The following is an 18,663-nucleotide window of genomic DNA, read 5'->3' on the forward strand; positions in this document are numbered from 1 at the left end:
TTCCAATCGCGAGGAACGGCGGGCCGGGGTGCGTAAGAGGTAGTCAAGCGATTCTTCCAGCGGCGGGCGGCGGGCCGCTCAAATGGGCCGGGTGTCGTCGGGATCGACGGGGCGGCGCTGCGGCAGGAGCAGCAGCACGCTCGCGATCGGCCAGAGGATCGCCTCGACGAAGCCGCTGATGAGATAACCCCAGCCAGGAAACGAAGCGCCCATCAGCAGGCGGATCACGAACGGCACGACCTGCGCGCCGACCAGCATGGGCGTGACGGCGAACATCTGCAGGCCGATCGACATCCACAGCACGCGGCGGTGAATGGTGATCGCGCCATAGGAAAGCAACGTGTACGCGAGCGCGTGCTCGCCGAGCAGATTCGCGTTGTGGACGTCCATGAGGAGCCCGAGGAAGAACGCGACGCCCATGCCGACTTTGCGCGGCTGGTGAATGTTCCAGAACAGCAGCACGAGCGCGACGAAGTCGGGCACGCCGGGCAGCTTGCCCCAGGGCAGCAGGTTCAGCAGGAACGCCGCCGCGAGGCTGAAAACGATGAAGTACGGATTGACCGGCTGCAGAATGTATTGCGGACGCGGCATCAATGGCCCCCTTTCTCGACGGCCTTCGCTGCCTCTTCGCGCAGGCTTTCCCTGGGCCGCTTTTTCTCCGCCGGCTTCGTGTCTGCTGCGGCTGCATTCGCTGCGGGCTTCGCCTGCTGCGCCGGAGCCGGGGCCGCGCCCGATGCGGCGGCGGCGGGCTTCGCCTTCGCGTCATCGGCCTTCTTGTCAGCCTTTTTGTCCGCGGCCTTGGCGGCCTTCTTCTTCGCGTCCTTCGCCTCGGCGGCCGCTGCGGCTTCCTCGGCGGCGATCGGGTTGGGCGGCACCTGCGGCACATAGTGCAGCACGAGCACCTGGCGCGCCCCGCGCACGGCGGCGAGCGGCAGGCAGACCACGCGTGCGAACGCGGTATCGGCCTGCTTGTCGACGCGCAATACCTTCGCGACCGGCAGCCCTTGCGGATAGATGCCGTCGAGTCCGCTCGTCACGAGTTCGTCGCCCACTTGCAGATCGGCGCTGATCGGCACGAAGCGCAGATCGAGCAGGTCGCCCTTCGCCGTGCCATAGATCACACTGCGCAGACCCGTGCGCACGACTTCGACCGGCACGGCCTGGTCCTTGTCCGTGACGAGCGTGACTTCGGACTGCATGGGGAACACGCGTGTGACCTGGCCGATCACGCCGTCTTCGCTCAATACCGGTGAGCCGTTCTGCACGCCCTGCTGCGAGCCGCCGCCGATCACGACCTTCTGCGTGAACGGGTCGCGCGTGTCGTACTGGATCTCTGCAGGCGTGGTTTGCGCGCCGATGCGCTGCGAGAGCTGCAAAAGCGCGCGCAGGTGCGCGTTTTCGGCGGCGAGCGAAGCGGCCGCGTTGGCCTGCTGCGAAAGCTGAAGATTGCGCACGTGCAGCTGGGTGTTTTCGGTGCGCAGCGTGGAACTCGTCACGGCCAGATCGGCGGCGCCCATAAAGAAGTCACGCGGCACGAGGGCCGCGCGTTGCAGCGGGTAGAGACCCGCGCCGAGCACGCCGCGCACGATCTCGAGCGTCTTGAAACGCGCGTCGGAGACGAGGAGCGCGAGCGACAGCACGACGAAGAAAATCAGCCGTGCGAGTGCCGATGGGCCCTGTTTAAAGAGGGGCGGCGGACTGTATTCCATGGTCGGCGCCGGGGGCGTGTGCGGTTCGGTGAAACAGAGGGTGTAACGGAGGGCACAACGAAGTGTGAATCTTCGGCGCCCCGCAGGACGTCCCGTTGCGGGCGCCGTAACGGCGCGCGCGCCGCCACGCCATCAGTGGCGCGACGACGCCGAAACCGCGCCGCGGGCGAGCGCAGCGGTGCGCGGCGCGCTTACTCGTACGAGAAGATGCTGCCAAGCTTGTCCATGCGCTCGAGCGCCATGCCCGAGCCGCGCACCACGCAGGTGAGCGGGTCTTCGGCCACGAGCACCGGCAGACCGGTTTCTTCGGCGAGCAGGCGGTCCAGGTCGCGCAGCAGCGCGCCGCCGCCCGTGAGCATCATGCCGCGTTCGGCGATGTCGGCGCCCAGTTCCGGCGGCGTTTGTTCGAGCGCGATCTTCACCGACGAGACGATCTGGTTCAGCGGGTCGGTGAGCGCTTCGAGAATTTCGTTGCTCGAAATGGTGAAGCTGCGCGGAATGCCTTCCGACAGGTTGCGGCCCTTCACTTCCATTTCCTTGACTTCGGAACCCGGGAAGGCCGAACCGATTTCCTTCTTGATGGCTTCGGCGGTTTGTTCGCCGATCAGCATGCCGTAGTTGCGGCGGATGTAGTTGACGATCGCTTCGTCGAACTTGTCGCCGCCCACGCGCACCGAGCCCTTGTAGACGATGCCGCCGAGCGAGATCACGCCCACTTCGGTCGTGCCGCCGCCGATGTCGACGACCATCGAGCCCGTGGCTTCCGAAACCGGCAGGCCCGCGCCGATCGCAGCGGCCATCGGCTCTTCGATGAGGTACACCTGCGAGGCGCCCGCGCCGTGCGCGGCTTCCTTGATCGCGCGGCGCTCGACCTGGGTCGAACCGCACGGCACGCAGATGATGATGCGCGGCGACGGCGAGAACATGCGCGACTCGTGCGCCGTCTTGATGAACTGCTTGATCATCTGCTCGGTGACGGTGAAGTCGGCGATCACGCCGTCCTTCATCGGGCGGATGGCTTCGATGTTGCCCGGGACCTTGCCGAGCATCTGCTTGGCTTCCTTGCCGACTGCCTGAATCGTTTTCTTGCCGTTCGGGCCGCCTTCCTGGCGAATGGAGACGACCGAGGGTTCGTCGAGGACGATGCCCTTGCCGCGCATGTAGATCAGGGTGTTGGCGGTGCCGAGGTCGATCGCCAGGTCGTTGGAGAAGTAGCTACGCAGAAAACCGAACATTCAAAAATCCTGTCTCGCTTGTGGCCGTCCTTCCAGCTTGGTGGGCGAGGGCGGCAGCGGAAAAATTCACAGCCTCAGGGCGATATGCTCCACCACGAGAGCACTCCGAAATCACGGCGGAGGGCGTCGCAAGGGGCGCCACGAGGGGCCTGAGACTGCGGGGATAGTTACCGGAGGCAGCCTGGCTGCGCCGCCCGTTTGATCTTGTCTGGCCGCATTGAGTTGCGTACAGACCTGAAAGGCGGATGCAAGGCGGTCCGGGTTTGGGTCGAACGCGTAATGATACCTTATAATTTTGCCTGTTTTGCAGGATCCGGAAGGCAGTTTTTGACCTCATCGAAGCTTTCCTCCCGAGCCGGATCCGGCGCGATAAACCGCTGTTGCAGCACCGATTTCCGCACTGCCGCAGCCCCTTTTTCCGGTGACCGCATGGCCCTGACCCTGAACGATGTGAAGCGCATCGCGCATCTTGCGCGCCTCGAACTGGCCGACGCCGAAGCCGGCAATACGCTCGAACGCCTGAACGGCTTCTTCGGCCTCGTCGAGCAGATGCAGGCCGTGGACACGACCGGCATCGCCCCGCTCGCCCACCCGATCGAGCAGATCGAGGACGTCGCGTTGCGTCTGCGCGAGGACGCCGTGACCGAAATCGTGGACCGCGAAGCGCTGCAGCGTCCCGCGCCCGCGGTGCAGGACGGACTTTACCTCGTACCGCGCGTGATTGAGTAAGCGCGCAGCATTTTTTCGCCATTTCGAAATCTTTCGAGTCGTCGGAACAGTTCGAAACGGCACGGACTCCCGAATTTTCCGGGGTTTTCCGGGTAGCGGCCCACACGTTTGCCAACGTCGGTCGAGCGGCTCCCGGACGGCGCAACGATCGGATTTCGACCACGCCGTGACGTTCTTCCAGGAATCACGCAATGCATGACAAAAGCTTGACCGAACTGCGCGCCGCGCTGGCTGCGAAGGAGTGCTCCGCAGTCGAGCTGGCCCAGCACTTTCTGGGCCGGATTGAAGCGCATCAAGACCTGAACGCCTTCGTCGACGTCAATCCCGAGTTGACGCTCGCCCAGGCGAAGGCCGCCGACGCGCTCCTGCACTCGGGCCACGCGGGCCCGCTCGCGGGCATTCCGCTCGCGCACAAGGACGTGTTCGTCACGCGCGGCTGGCGCTCGACCGCCGGCTCGAAGATGCTTGCAAACTACGTGAGCCCGTTCGACGCGACCGTGGTCGAGCGGCTCGAGCGCGCGGGCATGGTCTGCCTCGGCAAGACCAACATGGACGAATTCGCGATGGGCTCGTCCAACGAGAACTCGCATTTCGGCGCCGTGAAGAACCCGTGGGACACGAAGGCCGTGCCGGGCGGCTCGTCGGGCGGTTCCGCCGCGGCCGTCGCCGCGCGCCTCGCGCCCGCCGCGACCGGCACCGATACCGGCGGCTCGATTCGCCAGCCGGCGTCGTTCACGGGCGTGACGGGCATCAAGCCCACCTACGGCCGCGTCTCGCGCTACGGCATGATCGCGTTCGCCTCGTCGCTCGACCAGGGCGGCCCGTTCGCGCACAGCGCCGGCGATTGCGCGCTGCTTCTGAACGCCATGGGCGGCTTCGACGAGCGCGACTCGACGAGCCTCACGCACGAGCACGAGGACTACACGCGCTTCATCGGCCAGACGTGGAGCCAGGACGCCAGCGCCGACAAGCCGCTCGCGGGCCTGCGCATCGGCCTGCCGAAGGAATACTTCGGCGCGGGTCTCGCCGACGACGTGCGCGCCGCCATCGACGCCGCGCTCAAGACGTACGAGTCGCTCGGCGCCACGCTCGTGGAAGTCACGCTGCCGAAAACCGAGCTGTCGATTCCCGTGTACTACGTGATCGCCCCGGCGGAAGCCTCGTCGAACCTCTCGCGCTTCGACGGCGTGCGCTTCGGCCACCGCGCCGCCGAATACCGCGATCTGCTCGACATGTACAAAAAGTCGCGTGCCGAGGGCTTCGGCCCCGAGGTGAAGCGCCGCATTCTGGTGGGCACCTACGTGCTCTCGCACGGCTACTACGATGCGTACTACCTGCAGGCGCAGAAGATTCGCCGCATCATTGCGCAAGACTTCCAGGAAGCGTTCAAACAGTGCGACGTCATCATGGGACCGGTCGCGCCGAGCGTGGCATGGGACCTGGGCGCCAAGGGCGACGATCCGCTGCAGATGTACCTCGCGGACATCTACACGCTTTCCACGAGCCTCGCGGGCCTGCCCGGCATGAGCGTGCCGTGCGGCTTCGGCGCGGGTGCGAACGCGCAGCGACCCGTCGGTCTGCAGATCGTCGGCAACTATTTCAACGAGGCCCGCATGCTGCAGGTCGCCGACGCCTTCCAGCGCGCGACCGACTGGCATCGCAAGGCGCCGGCAGGGGTATGAACATGGCAACACAGTGGGAAGTGGTGATCGGTCTGGAGACGCACGCGCAATTGTCGACGGCGTCGAAGATCTTCTCGGGCGCATCGACGCAGTTCGGCGCCGCGCCCAACTCGCAGGCCTGCCCCGTCGATCTCGCGCTGCCGGGCGTGCTGCCGGTGATGAACCGCGGCGCCGTGGAGCGCGCGATCCAGTTCGGCCTCGCGATCAACGCGACGATTGCGCCGCGCAGCATTTTCGCGCGCAAGAACTACTTCTATCCGGACCTGCCGAAGGGCTATCAGATCAGCCAGTACGAGATTCCGGTCGTGCAGGGCGGGCAGATCACGATCCAGGTCCCGGCCAACGAAAAGGCCGGCAAGGAAGCCTACGAGAAGACCGTCAACCTGACGCGCGCGCACCTCGAAGAAGACGCGGGCAAGTCGCTGCACGAAGACTTCGCGGGCATGACGGGCATCGACCTGAACCGCGCCGGCACGCCGCTGCTCGAAATCGTCACGGAACCCGAAATGCGCAGCGCCGCCGAAGCGGTTGCGTACGCGAAGTCGCTGCACACGCTCGTCGTGTGGCTCGGCATTTGCGACGGCAACATGCAGGAAGGCTCGTTCCGCTGCGACGCGAACGTCTCCGTGCGTCCGGTCGGCCAGAAGGAGTTCGGCACGCGCGCCGAGATCAAGAACCTGAATTCGTTCCGCTTCCTCGAAGAGGCGATCCAGTACGAAGTGCGCCGCCAGATCGAGCTGATCGAAGACGGCGGCACGGTGGTGCAGGAAACGCGCCTCTACGACCCCGACAAGCGCGAGACGCGTTCGATGCGCAGCAAGGAAGACGCGCACGATTACCGCTATTTCCCCGACCCCGACCTCATGCCGCTCGTGATCGATGCCGCGTGGGTCGAGCGCGTGAAGGGCGAGCTGCCCGAGCTGCCCGCGACGATGCAAACGCGCTTTGTCGAGCAGTACGGCGTGACGCCGTATGACGCGAACGTGCTCACGTCGAGCAAGGCAATGGCGGCTTACTTCGAAGCCGTGGTGGCGAAGGCGGGCGCGGCGCAGGCCAAGGCCGCCGCCAACTGGCTGATGGGCGAAGTCTCGTCGCAGCTCAACCGCGAAGGCCTCGACATCGCCGCTTCGCCGGTCTCGGCCGCGCAGTTCGCCGTGCTGCTCGCGCGCATCGCCGACGGCACGATCTCGAACAAGATCGCCAAGGAAGTGTTCCAGGCGATGTGGGACGAGAAGGCCGCCGACGAAGCCGCTGCCGATCGCATCATCGAAGCGAAGGGCCTCAAGCAGATCTCGGACACCGGCGCGCTCGAAGCGATCATCGACGAGGTGCTCGCCGCGAACCAGAAGTCGGTGGAAGAATTCCGCGCCGGCAAGGAAAAGGCGTTCAACGCGCTGATCGGCCAGGCGATGAAGGCCACCAAGGGCAAGGCGAACCCGCAGCAAGTCAACGAGCTGCTGAAGAAGAAGCTGGGCTGAGTTTGGGCGGGTTTGAGTAGCGTGCCGCCCTGATTCGGGCATGCTAGCGAGGCGGCGTCGTGCGTAGCAGCGCGGCGCCGCCTTGCCGCTTCAGGCGGGCTGCGGCGCTGGCGCCGTCAAATTCACGAGAGAGAGGAGAACAACGCATGTCCCACATCCCGAGTCTCGACAGTTACCGCGTGCCGTACTTCAGCGACAAGAAGGCGGAGACGTTCTCGCTCAACGCGCTCGACCCCGCCGCGAAACCGTTCTCGACCGGCAGCAAGGACGGTGACCGCGACCGGCTCGCCGAGATCGGCAACCAGCTCGACATATTGCAGGAGCGTCTGCATTCGCAGCGCCATCAGCGCGTGCTGCTCGTGTTGCAGGGCATGGACACGAGCGGCAAGGACGGCACGATCCGCGGCGTGTTTCACGAGGTCGATCCGCTCGGCCTGCGCATCGTGCCGTTTCGCGCGCCGACGCCCATCGAAGCCGCGCGCGACTTTCTCTGGCGCGTGCACCTGCAAGTGCCCGCGGCGGGCGAGCTGGCGATCTTCAACCGCAGCCACTACGAAGACGTGCTCGTGCCGCGCGTGATTGGCCAGATCGATTCGGCCGAGTGCGAGCGCCGCTACCGGCAGATTCGCCATTTCGAGGCGCTGCTCGCCGAGAGCGGCACGTCGATCATCAAGTGCATGCTGCACATCTCGAAGGACGAGCAGCGCAGTCGCATCCAGGCGCGCATCGACGACCCCACCAAGCACTGGAAATTCGACGTCTCCGATCTCGAAGCGCGCAGGCATTGGGACGCCTATCAGGCCGCGTACCACGACGCGCTCGCGGCTACCTCCACGGAATACGCGCCGTGGTACGTGATTCCCGCGAACTCGAAGTCGCATCGCAACCTCATGGTGGCCGAACTGCTGCTGCGCCTGATGGACAGTCTGAAACTCGAATTTCCGCCGGCCAAGGCCGAACTCAAGGGTCTCAGGATCGACTGAGACCGACCGTATTCCCTCGCGCGGCGCGGTGCAGTTCCGCTTCGGCGCGCCGTGCGAGGCAACGCACAATCAAGAGGAAAGAAGACATGTTGCGTGTGATCACCGCGAATCTGAACGGCATCCGCTCGGCGGCGAAGAAAGGCTTTTTCGAATGGTTCGGCGAACAGAAGGCCGACGTGCTCTGCGTGCAGGAAATCAAGTGCTCGCAGGACGACATGACCCCGGAATTCCTCGCCCCGCACGACTTCACGGGCTACTTCCAGCATGCGGTCAAGAAGGGCTATAGCGGCGCGGGCGTCTATTCGCGCCACGAGCCCGACGAGGTGATCATCGGCTTTGGCAGCGAGGAGTTCGACCCGGAAGGGCGCTATGTGGAAACGCGCTTCGGCAAGCTTTCGGTGATCTCCGTGTACGTGCCTTCGGGCTCGAGCGGCGACGAACGGCAGGCCGCGAAGTACCGCTTCATGGACGAATTCATGCCGCATCTCGCGGAACTCAAGCGTGAGCGCGAAGTGATCCTGTGCGGCGACGTGAACATCGTCCACAAGGAAATCGACATCAAGAACTGGAAGGGCAACCAGAAGAACTCCGGCTGCCTGCCCGAAGAGCGCGCATGGCTCACGAGCCTCTTCGACGACGTGGGCTACGTGGACGTGTTCCGCACGCTCGACCCGCGCCCCGAGCAATACACGTGGTGGAGCAACCGCGGCCAGGCGTATGCGAAGAACGTGGGGTGGCGAATCGACTATCAGATCGCGACGCCCGGCATTGCGCACAAGGCGAAAAAGACCTCGATCTTCAAGGACATCAAGTTCAGCGACCACGCGCCGCTGACCATCGACTACGACCACAAGGTCAAGAGCTGACGCTCACACCGGCGCGCTGTGAAACCGCTTTCAGGGCGCCGAGACCACCTTGCGCTTTTGCACGGCCGGGATGCCCTCGTAGTCGGGCAACTCGGCGAGCGGCTTGCCCATGGCCTTTGCGTAGAGCGGCATCATGTCGGCGAGGCGCTTGGCGATATCGGCGCGTCGCGCCGGCGTGTACGGATGCACGTAGATGAATCCCTGGTCGCGGTCGGCGCGCGTCGCCACCGCGAGCTTGTCCCACAGCGTGAGCGCCGCGCGCGGATCGAATCCCGCGCGCGAGGCGATATCGCTGCCGATGACGTCGGCTTCGGTTTCGTCGGCGCGGCCGTAGTGCATTTCCACGAGTTGCGAGCCGATACCGAGCGGAAACACGCCGAGGTCCGCGAGCCCGAATAGCTGCGGCACAGAGCCCGATTCGATCTGCGCGGCCTGTTGTTCGCCCAGGCGCTCGCGCACGTGCTCGCGCACTGCATGCGCGATCTCGTGGCCAAGCAGCATGCCGAACTCGTTGTCGTTGAGCTTCACGCGATCGAGCAGGCCGCCATACACGACGATCTTGCCGCCCGGCAGCGCGTACATGCGGATGTCGTTCGAGCGGATCACCGCCACTTCCCACTTCCAGTTCTTGACGCGATCGCCCCACTTCAGCGAGTAAGGCGCGAGCCGGTCGACGAACGCCCGCACGCGCTGCACGTGCGGATCGCTTTCGGCATAGAGGCGGTTCGAATGGGCCGCGCCGCGCACGATCTCGTTGAACTCGGCCGTGGCCTGCGCTTCGAGCATCGGCGAGGGAATCAGATTGCGGTACACGGCGGCGTTGCCGAAGCGCACCACGCGGCCCGTGTTCGGCGCGCCGGGGGCGACGCTGCCCGGCGTAGCGCTCGCGTTTGCGCCGATGTTTGCTGCGCCGTTCGTGTTATTCGCCGGGTTGGTCGCGCCATTGCCTGCTGGCGGCAGTGCAGGATTGCCTGGCACGGCGGCGGGGGCGTTCGTCGCGGCGGGGTTCTCGGCAGCCCACGCATTCCATGCGCCAAGCGCCGGCCAGGCGGCGGCGAGCGCCAGCACGAGCGCACGCGCGCGCGCGCCGCTGCGCTGCAGCGCACGCGGGCTTTGCGCGACGGTCTCATGCGTGCTCACGACCGGACTCTCCACGGGGCAATACGAATGAGCAGGAGCATACCCGGTACCGCGAGCACCGTGCAGACGATGAAATAGTCGAACCAGCCGATCTTCGCCACCACGTAGCCGCTCGCGGCGGAGGCCAGCGTGCGCGGCACGGAGGCGAGGCTCGTGAAGAGTGCGAACTGCGTGGCGGTGTAACGCGGATCGGTCGTGCTTGCAATATAGGCAGTGAACGCAGCGAGCGTGAGTCCCGTTGCGAAGGTCTCGAAACCGTACACGAGCGCGAGCGCAACGGCGCGCGGATCGAGCGTGAACTGCACGGTGGCGCCGAAGAGACCTGCGGCCCACGAAACCGCGTGGCTCACGGCGAGCACGGCATCGTAGATGGCGGCGAGCGAGGGCGAGCCTGCGCCGAGCTGCGCGAGCCACGCGAAACCCAGAGTGGAAATCATTTGCAGGAAGCCGAAGATCCACAGCCCGCGCCCAATGCCGATCTTCACGAGCGCCACGCCGCCGATAATGCCGCCCGCGAGGCTCGCGCCGAACGCCGTCATCTTGGCGATCACGCCGATCTCCGTGCGCGAATAGCCGATGTCGAGGAAGAACGATGTGGACAGGGTCGTCGCCATCGTATCGCCGAGTTTGTAGAGGAAGATAAACGCGAGCACAAAGAGTGCCGCGGCGAGACCGTCGCGGCGCACGAATTCGGCGAACGGCTGCACGATCGCTTCGCGCAGGTTCTTCGGCGGCGCGCCGTGCACTTCGGGCTCTTTCACGACGAGCGTCATGATCATGCCGGGAATCATGAACGCCGCCGTCACGACGAATACGGTGCTCCACGGCAGATGATCGGAGAGGATCAGCGCGAGCGAGCCCGGCACGAGTGCCGCGATCTTGTAGGCATTCACGTGCACGGCGTTGCCGAGGCCCTGCTGCGTATCAGTGAGCAGTTCGCGCCGGTAGGCGTCGATGGAGATGTCCTGGCTCGCGCCGAAGAACGCCACCAGCGCGGTGAGCGCGGCAACCGTCCAGATCGAATCTTTCGGCGAAACGTAGCCGAGCGTGCCGATGGCGAGCGCCACGAGAATCTGCGTGACGAGCATCCAGCCGCGCCGCCGCCCCGGGCGCCAGCCGGGCAGACGCGGCACGTAGCGGTCCATGAGCGGCGCCCAGACGAACTTCCAGGTGTAGGGGAACTGGATCAGCGCGAAGAGGCCGATCTCCTTGAGATTGACGCCCTCCGAGCGCAGCCACGCCTGCACCAGATAGACGAGCGTGAAGAGCGGCAGCCCGGAGGTAAAGCCGAGGAACACGCAGATTAGCATGTGCGTATTCAGATACGCACGCCAGCCGGGGTGGGATTCGTGAGCGGTAAGAGCGGGTGCCTCGTGGGGCGGATTCTGCATGTCGTCGTTAGCGGCGGCGGTGTTGGGTGCGGTTCCAGGTGAACTGGTCGGGCAGAAAAACACGCGACGCCGCGCACGGCGTCATTTTTTTCTCACGCGATAGACCGCAAGACTACCACGCCAGTTCACACCCCAACGAACGGTCTGACCCCCATGGAGCACGGCGCGGTCGAGAATTTCGATGCCCACTTCGGGCGCGAGCGCCTCGAAGTCCTTCACCGTGAGAACACGCACGTTCGGCGTGTTATGCCACTGGTAGGGCAGCGACTTCGAAACCGGCATGCGTCCGCGCATGACCGAAAGCCGGTGCGGCCAGTAGCCGAAGTTCGGGAACGAGACGATGCACTCCTTGCCCACGCGCGCCGTCTCGCGCAGGATGGCGGCCGTCTGGTGAATGGTCTGCAGCGTTTGCGAGAGGATCGCGAAGTCGAAGCTCGCGTCCTCGAACAGGCGCAGGCCGTCTTCCAGATTCTGCTGGATCACGTTGATGCCGTTCTTCACCGAAGCGAGCACGCCCGCGTCGTTGATCTCGATGCCGTAGCCCGTGCACTCCAGTTCCTCGGTGAGCAGCGAGAGCAGCGAGCCGTCGCCGCAGCCGAGGTCGAGCACCTTCGCGCGCGGTTCGATCCAGCGCGCGATGGTGCGAAAGTCGGGACGGGCGGAAAGACTGTCGAAAGCGCTCTGGTTCATGCGCCCACCTCAGCAGCAATACGTTCGTAGTAAGCGCGCACCACATTGTGATAGCGCGCGTCGTCGAGCAGGAAGGCGTCGTGGCCATGCGGCGCGTCGATTTCCGCGTAGGTGACCTGGCGCTTGTGATCGAGCAGCGCCTTCACGAGTTCGCGCGAACGCGCGGGCGCGAAACGCCAGTCGGTCGCGAAGCTCGCCACGAGGTATTTCGCCTTCGTGTGCGCGAGCGCGCGCGTGAGGTCGCCGTCATACGCCTTCGCGGGATCGAAGTAATCGAGCGCACGCGTGATCAGCAGGTAGGTGTTGGCGTCGAAGTAGTCGGCGAACTTGTCGCCTTGATAGCGCAGGTACGACTCCACTTCGAATTCCACGTCGAAGTTGAAGTTGTAGGCGTTCTCCGCGCCTTCCGCGCGGCGCAGCGCCCGGCCGAATTTCTCGGCCATGTCGTCGTCGGACAGATAGGTGATGTGGCCGATCATGCGCGCCACGCGCAGGCCGCGGCGCGGCTTCACGTGGTGGGCGTAGTAGTCGCCGCCATGGAAGTCGGGGTCCGAGAGGATGGCCGAGCGCGCGACTTCGTTGAACGCGATGTTCTGCGCCGAGAGCTTGGGCGTGGAGGCGACCACGATGCAGTGGCCGAGACGATCCGGATAGCGCAGGCTCCATGCAAGCGCTTGCATGCCGCCAAGGCTGCCGCCCATCACCGCGGCGAACTTCTCGATGCCGAAGCGATCGGCCACGCGCGCCTGGGCGTCCACCCAGTCCTCGACGGTCACGACCGGAAACTTCGCGCCATAGGGCTGGCCGGTGGCCGCGTCGAGGCTCATGGGGCCGGTCGAGCCGAAGCACGAGCCGAGATTGTTCACGCCGATCACGAAGAAGCGGTTGGTGTCGAGCGGCTTGCCCGGGCCCACCATGTTGTCCCACCAGCCCACGTTTTTGGGGTCGTCCGCGTAGACACCCGCCACGTGGTGCGACGCATTGAGCGCGTGACAGACGAGCACCGCGTTGCTGCGCGCGGCGTTGAGCGTGCCGTAGGTTTCGACCACGAGGTCGTACCCGGCCAGCGCCGTGCCGTTCTGCAGTTGCAGAGGCTCGTCGAAATGCAGTGTTTGAGGAGCGACGATGCCGATCGATTCCATTCGTTCCGCCTTGGTTTTTCGGGCGGCTAAACGGTGTCGGCGGGCGCGGAGTGCGAAAGGGTTGGCGCAGCTGACGACCTCTTTAGCCGCATTTATATCGAACTCCCGGGCCCAGGCCTTGAGAGTTCACGCGCCCGCAATCGAGTCAGCAAATCGGCGCGTGGGTATTGCAAAAGGAACGCAGAGTATATCGGAAAAAGTGCAAAGCGACGCGGCGCACGGGAAAGGCGGCCCGGGCGGCGCGCTGCCGCCCCGGCGCTTTTGCACCGTCCCTTCACGTGCCCGCGCACCGCGCGAGGCCGCGAAGTCTTATCACTTGCCGGGCGCGGACGGATTCGCGTTGCGCCAGCGCCGCAGCTGCAAGGCCGCGATGATCATCAGGAGGCCGTAGAGGACCGCATAGGCGGCGATCACCCAGATCAGCGAGAGCGCGCCAGCACCTGGGAACATCGCGAAGAAAAAGCCCACCGTGGCCGAGAGCAGCCCCGAAATCCCGACCGCCCACGGATGCGCGATGGCGTGCCGGTACTGGATCGCGTAGACGATCTCGAAAATGCCCGTGAAGAACGCCCAGACGCCGATGATCATGACGAGAACGATGGCGGTCTCGCCGGGCCAGAAGAACGCCACGAGGCCCGCGATCACGCCGATCAGACCGATGACGATGTAGGTCCAGCGCCGCGTGCCGCCGCCGCGCGCCCCGTAGATGAGCGCGAACGCGCCGTCGACGAGGGCGTAGGCGCCCCAGACGATGGCGAGCGTGAGCACGGTGAGGCCGGGCAGCGAGAAGGCGAGCACGCCGAACACGATGGCGGCAATGCCTCGCGCAATGAGCCAGCCCCAGTGGGCGGAGAGGCCCATCAGGATGGGCGGCAGGCCGAGGGGAGGAACGGGACGGTTCATGCGACGGTTCTCCTTCCTGTTAGCGACGCGAGCCACCGCCACGGAACAACGCCGCCGCGGCCGCGCTATTGAAGAATGATGCGGATCTGCTCGTCGGCGTGTTCGCTCGGTGAACGCGTGAAGCCGCTTTGCGCGTAGCGATGCCAGCAACCAATCACATAGCGCACGACCAGATTCGCACGGACCGTTGGATCGTATCCCTTGGCGGCCGGCTTCGCGTTGACATGGTCAGACCCCGAAATTGCCTTGCGCTCGGCTTCCTGGGCGAGGTCTACGCGCAGGCACTGGCGCAGCGACGCCTCGACGCGATCGAGCATCTGGTTCACGCGCTCGGCGAGGCGCTCATGCTCGCCCACGAGGGCTTCGCAGGTCAGTACGCGGGTCATGCCGGCGTTGCGCGTGGAAAAGTTGACGAGCATCAGCGCGATCGCACGCGCCTGCAGGACGCCGCTCGGCTCTTTTTCGACGATCTGGTTGATGAGCCCGAAGAGCGTCTGCTCGATGAAATCGATGAGGCCCTCGTACATCTGGGCCTTGCTCGCGAAATGGCGATACAGCGCGGCCTCGGAAACGCCCAGGCGCGCGGCCAGCGCCGCGGTGGTGATCTTCTCGCCGCGCGGCGCCTCGAGCATGGTGGCGAGCGTCTGGAGAATGTGGATACGGCGTTCGCCCGGTTTCGGGCGGGGGGCGCGGCGGGCCGCGCCCGGCGAATCTGCTGCTTCGACTGCTTCACGCGTTTGTGTCGGCTGCATGGATATCGTCCCTGGCGTTGGCCTCTGGGTTGGCGCTCCCCCGTTTTACTTCGAGCGTCCCGACTGCAGGCCTGGTTTCAGGGATTTTAGCGAACGAATGCGACGATCGACATAGTGTGGTCTGCCGGTGCCCGGCAGATGCGCCGGCAAATGCCCGGTGATCCAGACGGTGCGGATGCCGAGGCGCCGGTAACGCTTGAGATGGCTGCGCGTGTCTTCGATCAGGATCGCATCGGCGAGCGCCACGCCGGCCCGGCGCAGCGTGCCGCGCAGCATCGCGCAATCGGGCTTGGCGCGCCAGTAGCTGCGCGAGCGCATGCCTTCGATGGCGATCACGCGCTCGAACAGCCCCTCGATGCCGAGCGCCGCGAGCACCGCGTGCGCGTAGTCTTCGGGGCCGTTGGTGAGCACGATCTTGCGCCCGGGCAACGCGGCGAGCGTGCGGGCGAGGCCGCGCTCGGCGTGCAGCATGCCGTGCAGGTCGTCGAAGGTGTGCACGACCTTGAGAAAGTCGTGCGGGTCGATCGGATGATGGCGCGTGAGGCCGAGCAGCGTCGCGCCGTAGCGGCGCGTGTAGCTCGTGCGCAGGTGATTGGCTTCGTCGCGGCTCACGCCGAGCGCGTCGATGATGTACTGCGTCATGCCGGCGTTGATGGCCGGGAAGATTGCGCGCGACGCGTTGTGCAGCGTGTTGTCGAGGTCGAAGAGCCAGACGGGAGTGCCCACTTTGCGGGCGACGCGGCGCGGCCGGCGCCGGGCACGCCTGGCATGAAGGCTGGAGTCGGTCATCGCGGACGTGAGACGCGGCGGCGGCACGGCGCCGCCGCTGGGAGGAAGGCGCTTAGTGCGAGCGGATCATCGTGCCGAACGGCTGTTCGGTCAGGATTTCCAGCAGCACGGAGTGCTCGATGCGGCCGTCGATGATGTGCACCGAGCGCACGCCGCTCTTGGCCGCGTCGAGCGCCGACGAGATCTTCGGCAGCATGCCGCCCGAGATCGTGCCGTCTTCGAAGAGGGCGTCGATCTCGCGCGCCGAGAGGTCGGTGAGCAGATTGCCCGCCTTGTCCATCACGCCCGGGATGTTCGTCATCATCACGAGCTTTTCGGCGTTGAGCACGACGGCGAGCTTGCCCGCCACGAGGTCCGCGTTGATGTTGTACGAGAGGCCGTCTTCGCCGAAGCCGATCGGCGAGATCACCGGAATGAACGCGTCGTCCTGGAGCGCCTTCACGACCGCCGGGTTGATGGCCTCGACTTCGCCCACCTGGCCGATGTCGATGTACTGACCGGGTTTGTCGCGGTCCGGCATCATCAGCTTGCGCGCGTGGATCAGGCCGCCGTCCTTGCCGGTCAGGCCGACCGCGTGGCCGCCGAAGTGGTTGATCAGCGTGACGATGTCCTGCTGCACCTCGCCGCCGAGCACCCACTCGACGACTTCCATGGTTTCTTCGTCGGTCACGCGCATGCCCTGGATGAACGTGCCTTGCTTGCCGATCTTCTTGAGCGCCGTATCGATTTGCGGGCCGCCGCCGTGCACGATGACCGGATTGATGCCCACGAGCTTGAGCAGGATGACGTCGCGCGCGAAGCCCTGCTTGAGCCGCTCTTCGGTCATGGCGTTGCCGCCGTACTTGATGACGACGGTCTTGCCGTGATACTGGCGAATGTAAGGCAGCGCTTCGGCCAGAATTTCGGCTTTCAGGGTGGGGGCGATCTGCGAAAGGTCGATGGGCTCGGACATGGCGGCGGAGACTTGGACGAAAAACAGACGAAACTCGCGGACGAAGATCCGCGGACGAAGAACGCGGCCGCAAAACGGTCGAAACAGGGCGGATTGTACAGGACTGGCGCGGTGCAGCAGGGAAAACGGCGGGGAAAACGACGGGCACCGGACGCTTCGCGAGGCACATGCGCAACACGGGCGCGAGCGCATCGGCGCGCCGCAAAACGGGGCGAAATCGGCTGGGAAACGCGGGCGTGAAAAGCGAGGTGCAAGACGCGCGCGCGGGCTGTGGCATCATCTTCCTGTCGCCAACCCATGGCTTCGAGAGGAGTGCGCGCCATGACCGCCTCCGCCGTGCCCGCCACCGGCATGAAAAGCGCCCGCTGCCCCCGCTGCGGCAACAGCTTCGATTGCGGCAGGAACACCGAACCGTTCGATTGCTGGTGCAAGTCGCTGCCCGCCTTGCCCGCGAGCGAACTGGACCCGCGCGGGCGCTGCCTCTGCCCCCAATGCCTCGCGGCGGCGGCGGCGCCGGCAGCGAGCGACGCGCCGAAGGGCAGGAGCGCTATGCCGTGAAGTGCGTGCTGCGTTGCGCAGCGTGCGCGAGCGCCGCGAGATCGGCGCTCACTTCGTCGAGCACGGGCTCCCACTGTCTGAACGCCTGCTGACGGTACAGCCGGGTATTCGGATACCACGGACTGTCGCGTCGATCCAGCAGCCAGACCCAATGCGGATTCACGTCCAGCAGCACCCAGGCGCGCTTGCCGAGCGCGCCCGCAAGGTGTGCGCTCGACGTGCACACGGAAATCACCAGGTCGAGCGCGTCGACGAACGCGGCGGTGTCGTCGAAGGTCTTCCACTGGGCGCTGAAGTCGGTCACCTCGAAGCCCGCTTCGTGCGCCGCGGCGATGTCCTGTTCCGCGCCGGGCTGCAGCGAATAGAACGCCACGCCCTCGATGCCGCCGAAATGCCGGGCATACCGCTCGAGTCCGATGCGACGAAACGGATTGCGCTTGTGCGTGAGGCTGCCCGTCCACGCGAGCCCGACCTTCAGACGCTGTTCGACCGCCAGGCGCTCGCGCCAGCGCGCCGCCGACTCGGGATCGGCCTTGAGATAACCGGTGGGGCCCGGGACAGTCGCTTCTTCAGTACCGAATATCAGCGGCAGGCTCAACAGCGAGACTTCGCAATCGTAGGGCGGCAGGTTTTCGACGGGGCCGCCCGCGCAGTACAGGTCGCAATGGCGGCCCAGGCTGCGCGCGAGCAGCGCGCCCATTTGCGGAAACGAATTCCAGACGAGCCGGCCGCCTTCGCGACGCACGCGTTCGGCGAGCATGGGCACGTAGCGGCAGAATTGCAGCAGGTCGCCCATGCCCTGTTCGCCCCACACCAGCAATGTGCGGCCCGCGAGCGGCTCGCCTCGCCACTCGGGCTTCGGGAACACCGGGCGGCCCATGGCCAGTTCGCTCGAGCCCTGCCAGCGCAGCTCGTGTCCGGGCCAGCCTTCGGCATAGTTGCCGCGCAGAAGCTGGATCATCGACAGGTTCGAACGTAGCGATGCGTCGTTGGGCGCATACTGGCAGGCGGCGCGCGCGGCGCGTTCGACCTCGTCCCACTGCTGCGTTTCCTTGCAGGCCATCGCATGGTTGTTCAGAGCGAGTGGGCTTTGCGGCGCGAGTTCGAGCGCGCGGCGGCTGGCGTGGAGTGATCGCGCCGCGTCGGTATCGGTTGGGAACACGCGCGCCAGGTTGATCCAGGCGTTGACGTTGTCGGGCTCTTCGGCGACCGTTTCTTCGAGCAGCTGCAGAATCTCGCGGTCTCCAAAATTGATCTGCATCAAAGCTATTGCAAGATTGTTGCGCAGATTTGGAAACGTACGCGCGATTCCCAGCGCGTGGCGGTAAGGTTCTACCGCTTCGGCGTGACGGTTTGCAAACTGCAGCGCGAGGCCCGCTGCGAACCACGCGGCGGCCCGCTCCGGTGCGAGCCGGGCAAGCGCGGCGCTCAGGCGTATGGCTTCTTGCGCCAGCGCGCTATCCTGTGCGCGAGCGGCGATGAGGACGAGCGTGTCGTCGTCCAGGCCGCGCAGCTCGGCGCGCGTGGCGGCCAGCAATTCGTGTGCGGACGCATCGGTCGCCTCGTCGGTCCCACTGGCGGTGGCAGCGTCGATGAAATCGAGAAAGAGATTGCGCACAGCGTGGAGTACGTCAGGGGGCGAGGCTTGCATTGTTCCGTCTTGC

At 65.7% G+C, this 18,663-nt stretch carries 18 protein-coding genes; 6 read left to right on the top strand and 12 right to left on the bottom strand.

Annotation, left to right across the window (positions count from 1 at the left end):
• Positions 1–78 precede the first annotated feature (78 nt).
• The 3 genes from mreD to ACOJB8_RS06765 all read right to left on the bottom strand — a co-directional run bounded on the left by mreD (position 79) and on the right by ACOJB8_RS06765 (position 2,944).
• On the bottom strand, positions 79–591 hold the full coding sequence (gene mreD / locus ACOJB8_RS06755) for a rod shape-determining protein MreD (RefSeq protein WP_069264625.1): 513 nt from the start codon (positions 589–591) through the stop codon (positions 79–81).
• Positions 591–1,709: a rod shape-determining protein MreC gene (gene mreC / locus ACOJB8_RS06760; RefSeq protein ID WP_342949120.1), complete on the bottom strand. Its 1,119-nt coding sequence runs from the start codon at positions 1,707–1,709 to the stop codon at positions 591–593. Before mreC ends, mreD begins: the two co-directional genes overlap by 1 nt.
• Before the next feature lie 191 nt (positions 1,710–1,900).
• Positions 1,901–2,944 carry a rod shape-determining protein gene (locus ACOJB8_RS06765; RefSeq protein ID WP_004189550.1) on the bottom strand — a complete coding sequence of 348 codons (1,044 nt, stop codon included), beginning with the start codon at positions 2,942–2,944 and terminating at the stop codon, positions 1,901–1,903.
• Between the two features lie 429 nt (positions 2,945–3,373).
• Here ACOJB8_RS06765 and gatC point away from each other — a divergent pair, with 429 nt between their 5' ends.
• The 5 genes from gatC to ACOJB8_RS06790 all read left to right on the top strand — a co-directional run bounded on the left by gatC (position 3,374) and on the right by ACOJB8_RS06790 (position 8,682).
• On the top strand, positions 3,374–3,673 hold the full coding sequence (gatC, locus tag ACOJB8_RS06770; protein ID WP_028211911.1) for an Asp-tRNA(Asn)/Glu-tRNA(Gln) amidotransferase subunit GatC: 300 nt from the start codon (positions 3,374–3,376) through the stop codon (positions 3,671–3,673).
• A 191-nt stretch (positions 3,674–3,864) separates the two neighbouring features.
• Positions 3,865–5,355 (top strand): Asp-tRNA(Asn)/Glu-tRNA(Gln) amidotransferase subunit GatA, encoded by a 1,491-nt coding sequence (gene gatA / locus ACOJB8_RS06775; RefSeq protein WP_321922849.1) that lies wholly within the window; start codon positions 3,865–3,867, stop codon positions 5,353–5,355.
• A gap of 2 nt (positions 5,356–5,357) precedes the next feature.
• Entirely contained in the window at positions 5,358–6,833 is a 1,476-nt protein-coding gene (gene gatB, locus ACOJB8_RS06780; protein WP_069264770.1) for an Asp-tRNA(Asn)/Glu-tRNA(Gln) amidotransferase subunit GatB, read from the top strand.
• Between the two features lie 146 nt (positions 6,834–6,979).
• Entirely contained in the window at positions 6,980–7,816 is an 837-nt protein-coding gene (locus ACOJB8_RS06785; protein WP_069264629.1) for a PPK2 family polyphosphate kinase, read from the top strand.
• Positions 7,817–7,902: 86 nt separating this feature from the next.
• On the top strand, positions 7,903–8,682 hold the full coding sequence (locus ACOJB8_RS06790) for an exodeoxyribonuclease III (protein WP_069264632.1): 780 nt from the start codon (positions 7,903–7,905) through the stop codon (positions 8,680–8,682).
• 30 nt (positions 8,683–8,712) lie between these two features.
• On the opposite strand, the gene ACOJB8_RS06795 is transcribed toward ACOJB8_RS06790, so the two are convergent.
• From ACOJB8_RS06795 to argB, 8 genes are all read right to left on the bottom strand, one after another.
• The gene (locus ACOJB8_RS06795; RefSeq protein WP_475011687.1) at positions 8,713–9,822 is read right to left on the bottom strand and encodes a M48 family metallopeptidase; all 1,110 of its coding nucleotides are present in this window, start codon (positions 9,820–9,822) and stop codon (positions 8,713–8,715) included.
• The gene (locus tag ACOJB8_RS06800; RefSeq protein WP_342949117.1) at positions 9,819–11,213 is read right to left on the bottom strand and encodes an AmpG family muropeptide MFS transporter; all 1,395 of its coding nucleotides are present in this window, start codon (positions 11,211–11,213) and stop codon (positions 9,819–9,821) included. Before ACOJB8_RS06800 ends, ACOJB8_RS06795 begins: the two co-directional genes overlap by 4 nt.
• Positions 11,214–11,294: 81 nt before the next feature.
• Entirely contained in the window at positions 11,295–11,903 is a 609-nt protein-coding gene (gene metW, locus ACOJB8_RS06805) for a methionine biosynthesis protein MetW (protein ID WP_069264642.1), read from the bottom strand.
• Complete coding sequence (gene metX / locus ACOJB8_RS06810) at positions 11,900–13,045, bottom strand: homoserine O-succinyltransferase MetX (RefSeq protein ID WP_069264645.1); 1,146 nt, start codon at positions 13,043–13,045, stop codon at positions 11,900–11,902. The genes metW and metX overlap by 4 nt, the downstream gene beginning before the upstream one ends.
• Before the next feature lie 312 nt (positions 13,046–13,357).
• On the bottom strand, positions 13,358–13,948 hold the full coding sequence (locus ACOJB8_RS06815; protein WP_069264647.1) for an HdeD family acid-resistance protein: 591 nt from the start codon (positions 13,946–13,948) through the stop codon (positions 13,358–13,360).
• Between the two features lie 65 nt (positions 13,949–14,013).
• Positions 14,014–14,700 carry a nucleoid occlusion factor SlmA gene (gene slmA, locus ACOJB8_RS06820; RefSeq protein WP_342949116.1) on the bottom strand — a complete coding sequence of 229 codons (687 nt, stop codon included), beginning with the start codon at positions 14,698–14,700 and terminating at the stop codon, positions 14,014–14,016.
• Positions 14,701–14,745: 45 nt separating this feature from the next.
• On the bottom strand, positions 14,746–15,489 hold the full coding sequence (locus ACOJB8_RS06825; RefSeq protein WP_069264776.1) for a pyrimidine 5'-nucleotidase: 744 nt from the start codon (positions 15,487–15,489) through the stop codon (positions 14,746–14,748).
• A gap of 52 nt (positions 15,490–15,541) precedes the next feature.
• The gene (gene argB, locus ACOJB8_RS06830) at positions 15,542–16,441 is read right to left on the bottom strand and encodes an acetylglutamate kinase (protein WP_069264651.1); all 900 of its coding nucleotides are present in this window, start codon (positions 16,439–16,441) and stop codon (positions 15,542–15,544) included.
• 321 nt (positions 16,442–16,762) lie between these two features.
• On the opposite strand from argB, the gene ACOJB8_RS06835 reads away from it, so the two are divergent.
• A complete protein-coding gene (locus ACOJB8_RS06835) occupies positions 16,763–16,999 on the top strand; it encodes a cysteine-rich CWC family protein (RefSeq protein ID WP_069264653.1) in 237 nt (78 codons plus the stop codon).
• On the opposite strand, the gene ACOJB8_RS06840 is transcribed toward ACOJB8_RS06835, so the two are convergent.
• Positions 16,989–18,650 (bottom strand): hypothetical protein, encoded by a 1,662-nt coding sequence (locus ACOJB8_RS06840; protein WP_475011696.1) that lies wholly within the window; start codon positions 18,648–18,650, stop codon positions 16,989–16,991. The two genes, ACOJB8_RS06835 and ACOJB8_RS06840, sit on opposite strands and share 11 nt — an antisense overlap.
• Positions 18,651–18,663 lie beyond the last annotated feature (13 nt).

Source organism: Paraburkholderia sp. BR10141 (assembly GCF_056155635.1).

What these genes read in the sequence shown, in the direction of transcription:
- mreD (WP_069264625.1), bottom strand. Translation starts at nt 591, where the DNA reads ATGCCGCGTCCGCAATACATTCTGCAGCCGGTCAATCCGTACTTCATC.
- mreC (WP_342949120.1), bottom strand. Translation starts at nt 1,709, where the DNA reads ATGGAATACAGTCCGCCGCCCCTCTTTAAACAGGGCCCATCGGCACTC.
- ACOJB8_RS06765 (WP_004189550.1), bottom strand. Translation starts at nt 2,944, where the DNA reads ATGTTCGGTTTTCTGCGTAGCTACTTCTCCAACGACCTGGCGATCGAC.
- gatC (WP_028211911.1), top strand. Translation starts at nt 3,374, where the DNA reads ATGGCCCTGACCCTGAACGATGTGAAGCGCATCGCGCATCTTGCGCGC.
- gatA (WP_321922849.1), top strand. Translation starts at nt 3,865, where the DNA reads ATGCATGACAAAAGCTTGACCGAACTGCGCGCCGCGCTGGCTGCGAAG.
- gatB (WP_069264770.1), top strand. Translation starts at nt 5,358, where the DNA reads ATGGCAACACAGTGGGAAGTGGTGATCGGTCTGGAGACGCACGCGCAA.
- ACOJB8_RS06785 (WP_069264629.1), top strand. Translation starts at nt 6,980, where the DNA reads ATGTCCCACATCCCGAGTCTCGACAGTTACCGCGTGCCGTACTTCAGC.
- ACOJB8_RS06790 (WP_069264632.1), top strand. Translation starts at nt 7,903, where the DNA reads ATGTTGCGTGTGATCACCGCGAATCTGAACGGCATCCGCTCGGCGGCG.
- ACOJB8_RS06800 (WP_342949117.1), bottom strand. Translation starts at nt 11,213, where the DNA reads ATGCAGAATCCGCCCCACGAGGCACCCGCTCTTACCGCTCACGAATCC.
- metW (WP_069264642.1), bottom strand. Translation starts at nt 11,903, where the DNA reads ATGAACCAGAGCGCTTTCGACAGTCTTTCCGCCCGTCCCGACTTTCGC.
- metX (WP_069264645.1), bottom strand. Translation starts at nt 13,045, where the DNA reads ATGGAATCGATCGGCATCGTCGCTCCTCAAACACTGCATTTCGACGAG.
- ACOJB8_RS06815 (WP_069264647.1), bottom strand. Translation starts at nt 13,948, where the DNA reads ATGAACCGTCCCGTTCCTCCCCTCGGCCTGCCGCCCATCCTGATGGGC.
- slmA (WP_342949116.1), bottom strand. Translation starts at nt 14,700, where the DNA reads ATGCAGCCGACACAAACGCGTGAAGCAGTCGAAGCAGCAGATTCGCCG.
- ACOJB8_RS06825 (WP_069264776.1), bottom strand. Translation starts at nt 15,489, where the DNA reads ATGACCGACTCCAGCCTTCATGCCAGGCGTGCCCGGCGCCGGCCGCGC.
- argB (WP_069264651.1), bottom strand. Translation starts at nt 16,441, where the DNA reads ATGTCCGAGCCCATCGACCTTTCGCAGATCGCCCCCACCCTGAAAGCC.
- ACOJB8_RS06835 (WP_069264653.1), top strand. Translation starts at nt 16,763, where the DNA reads ATGACCGCCTCCGCCGTGCCCGCCACCGGCATGAAAAGCGCCCGCTGC.
- ACOJB8_RS06840 (WP_475011696.1), bottom strand. Translation starts at nt 18,650, where the DNA reads ATGCAAGCCTCGCCCCCTGACGTACTCCACGCTGTGCGCAATCTCTTT.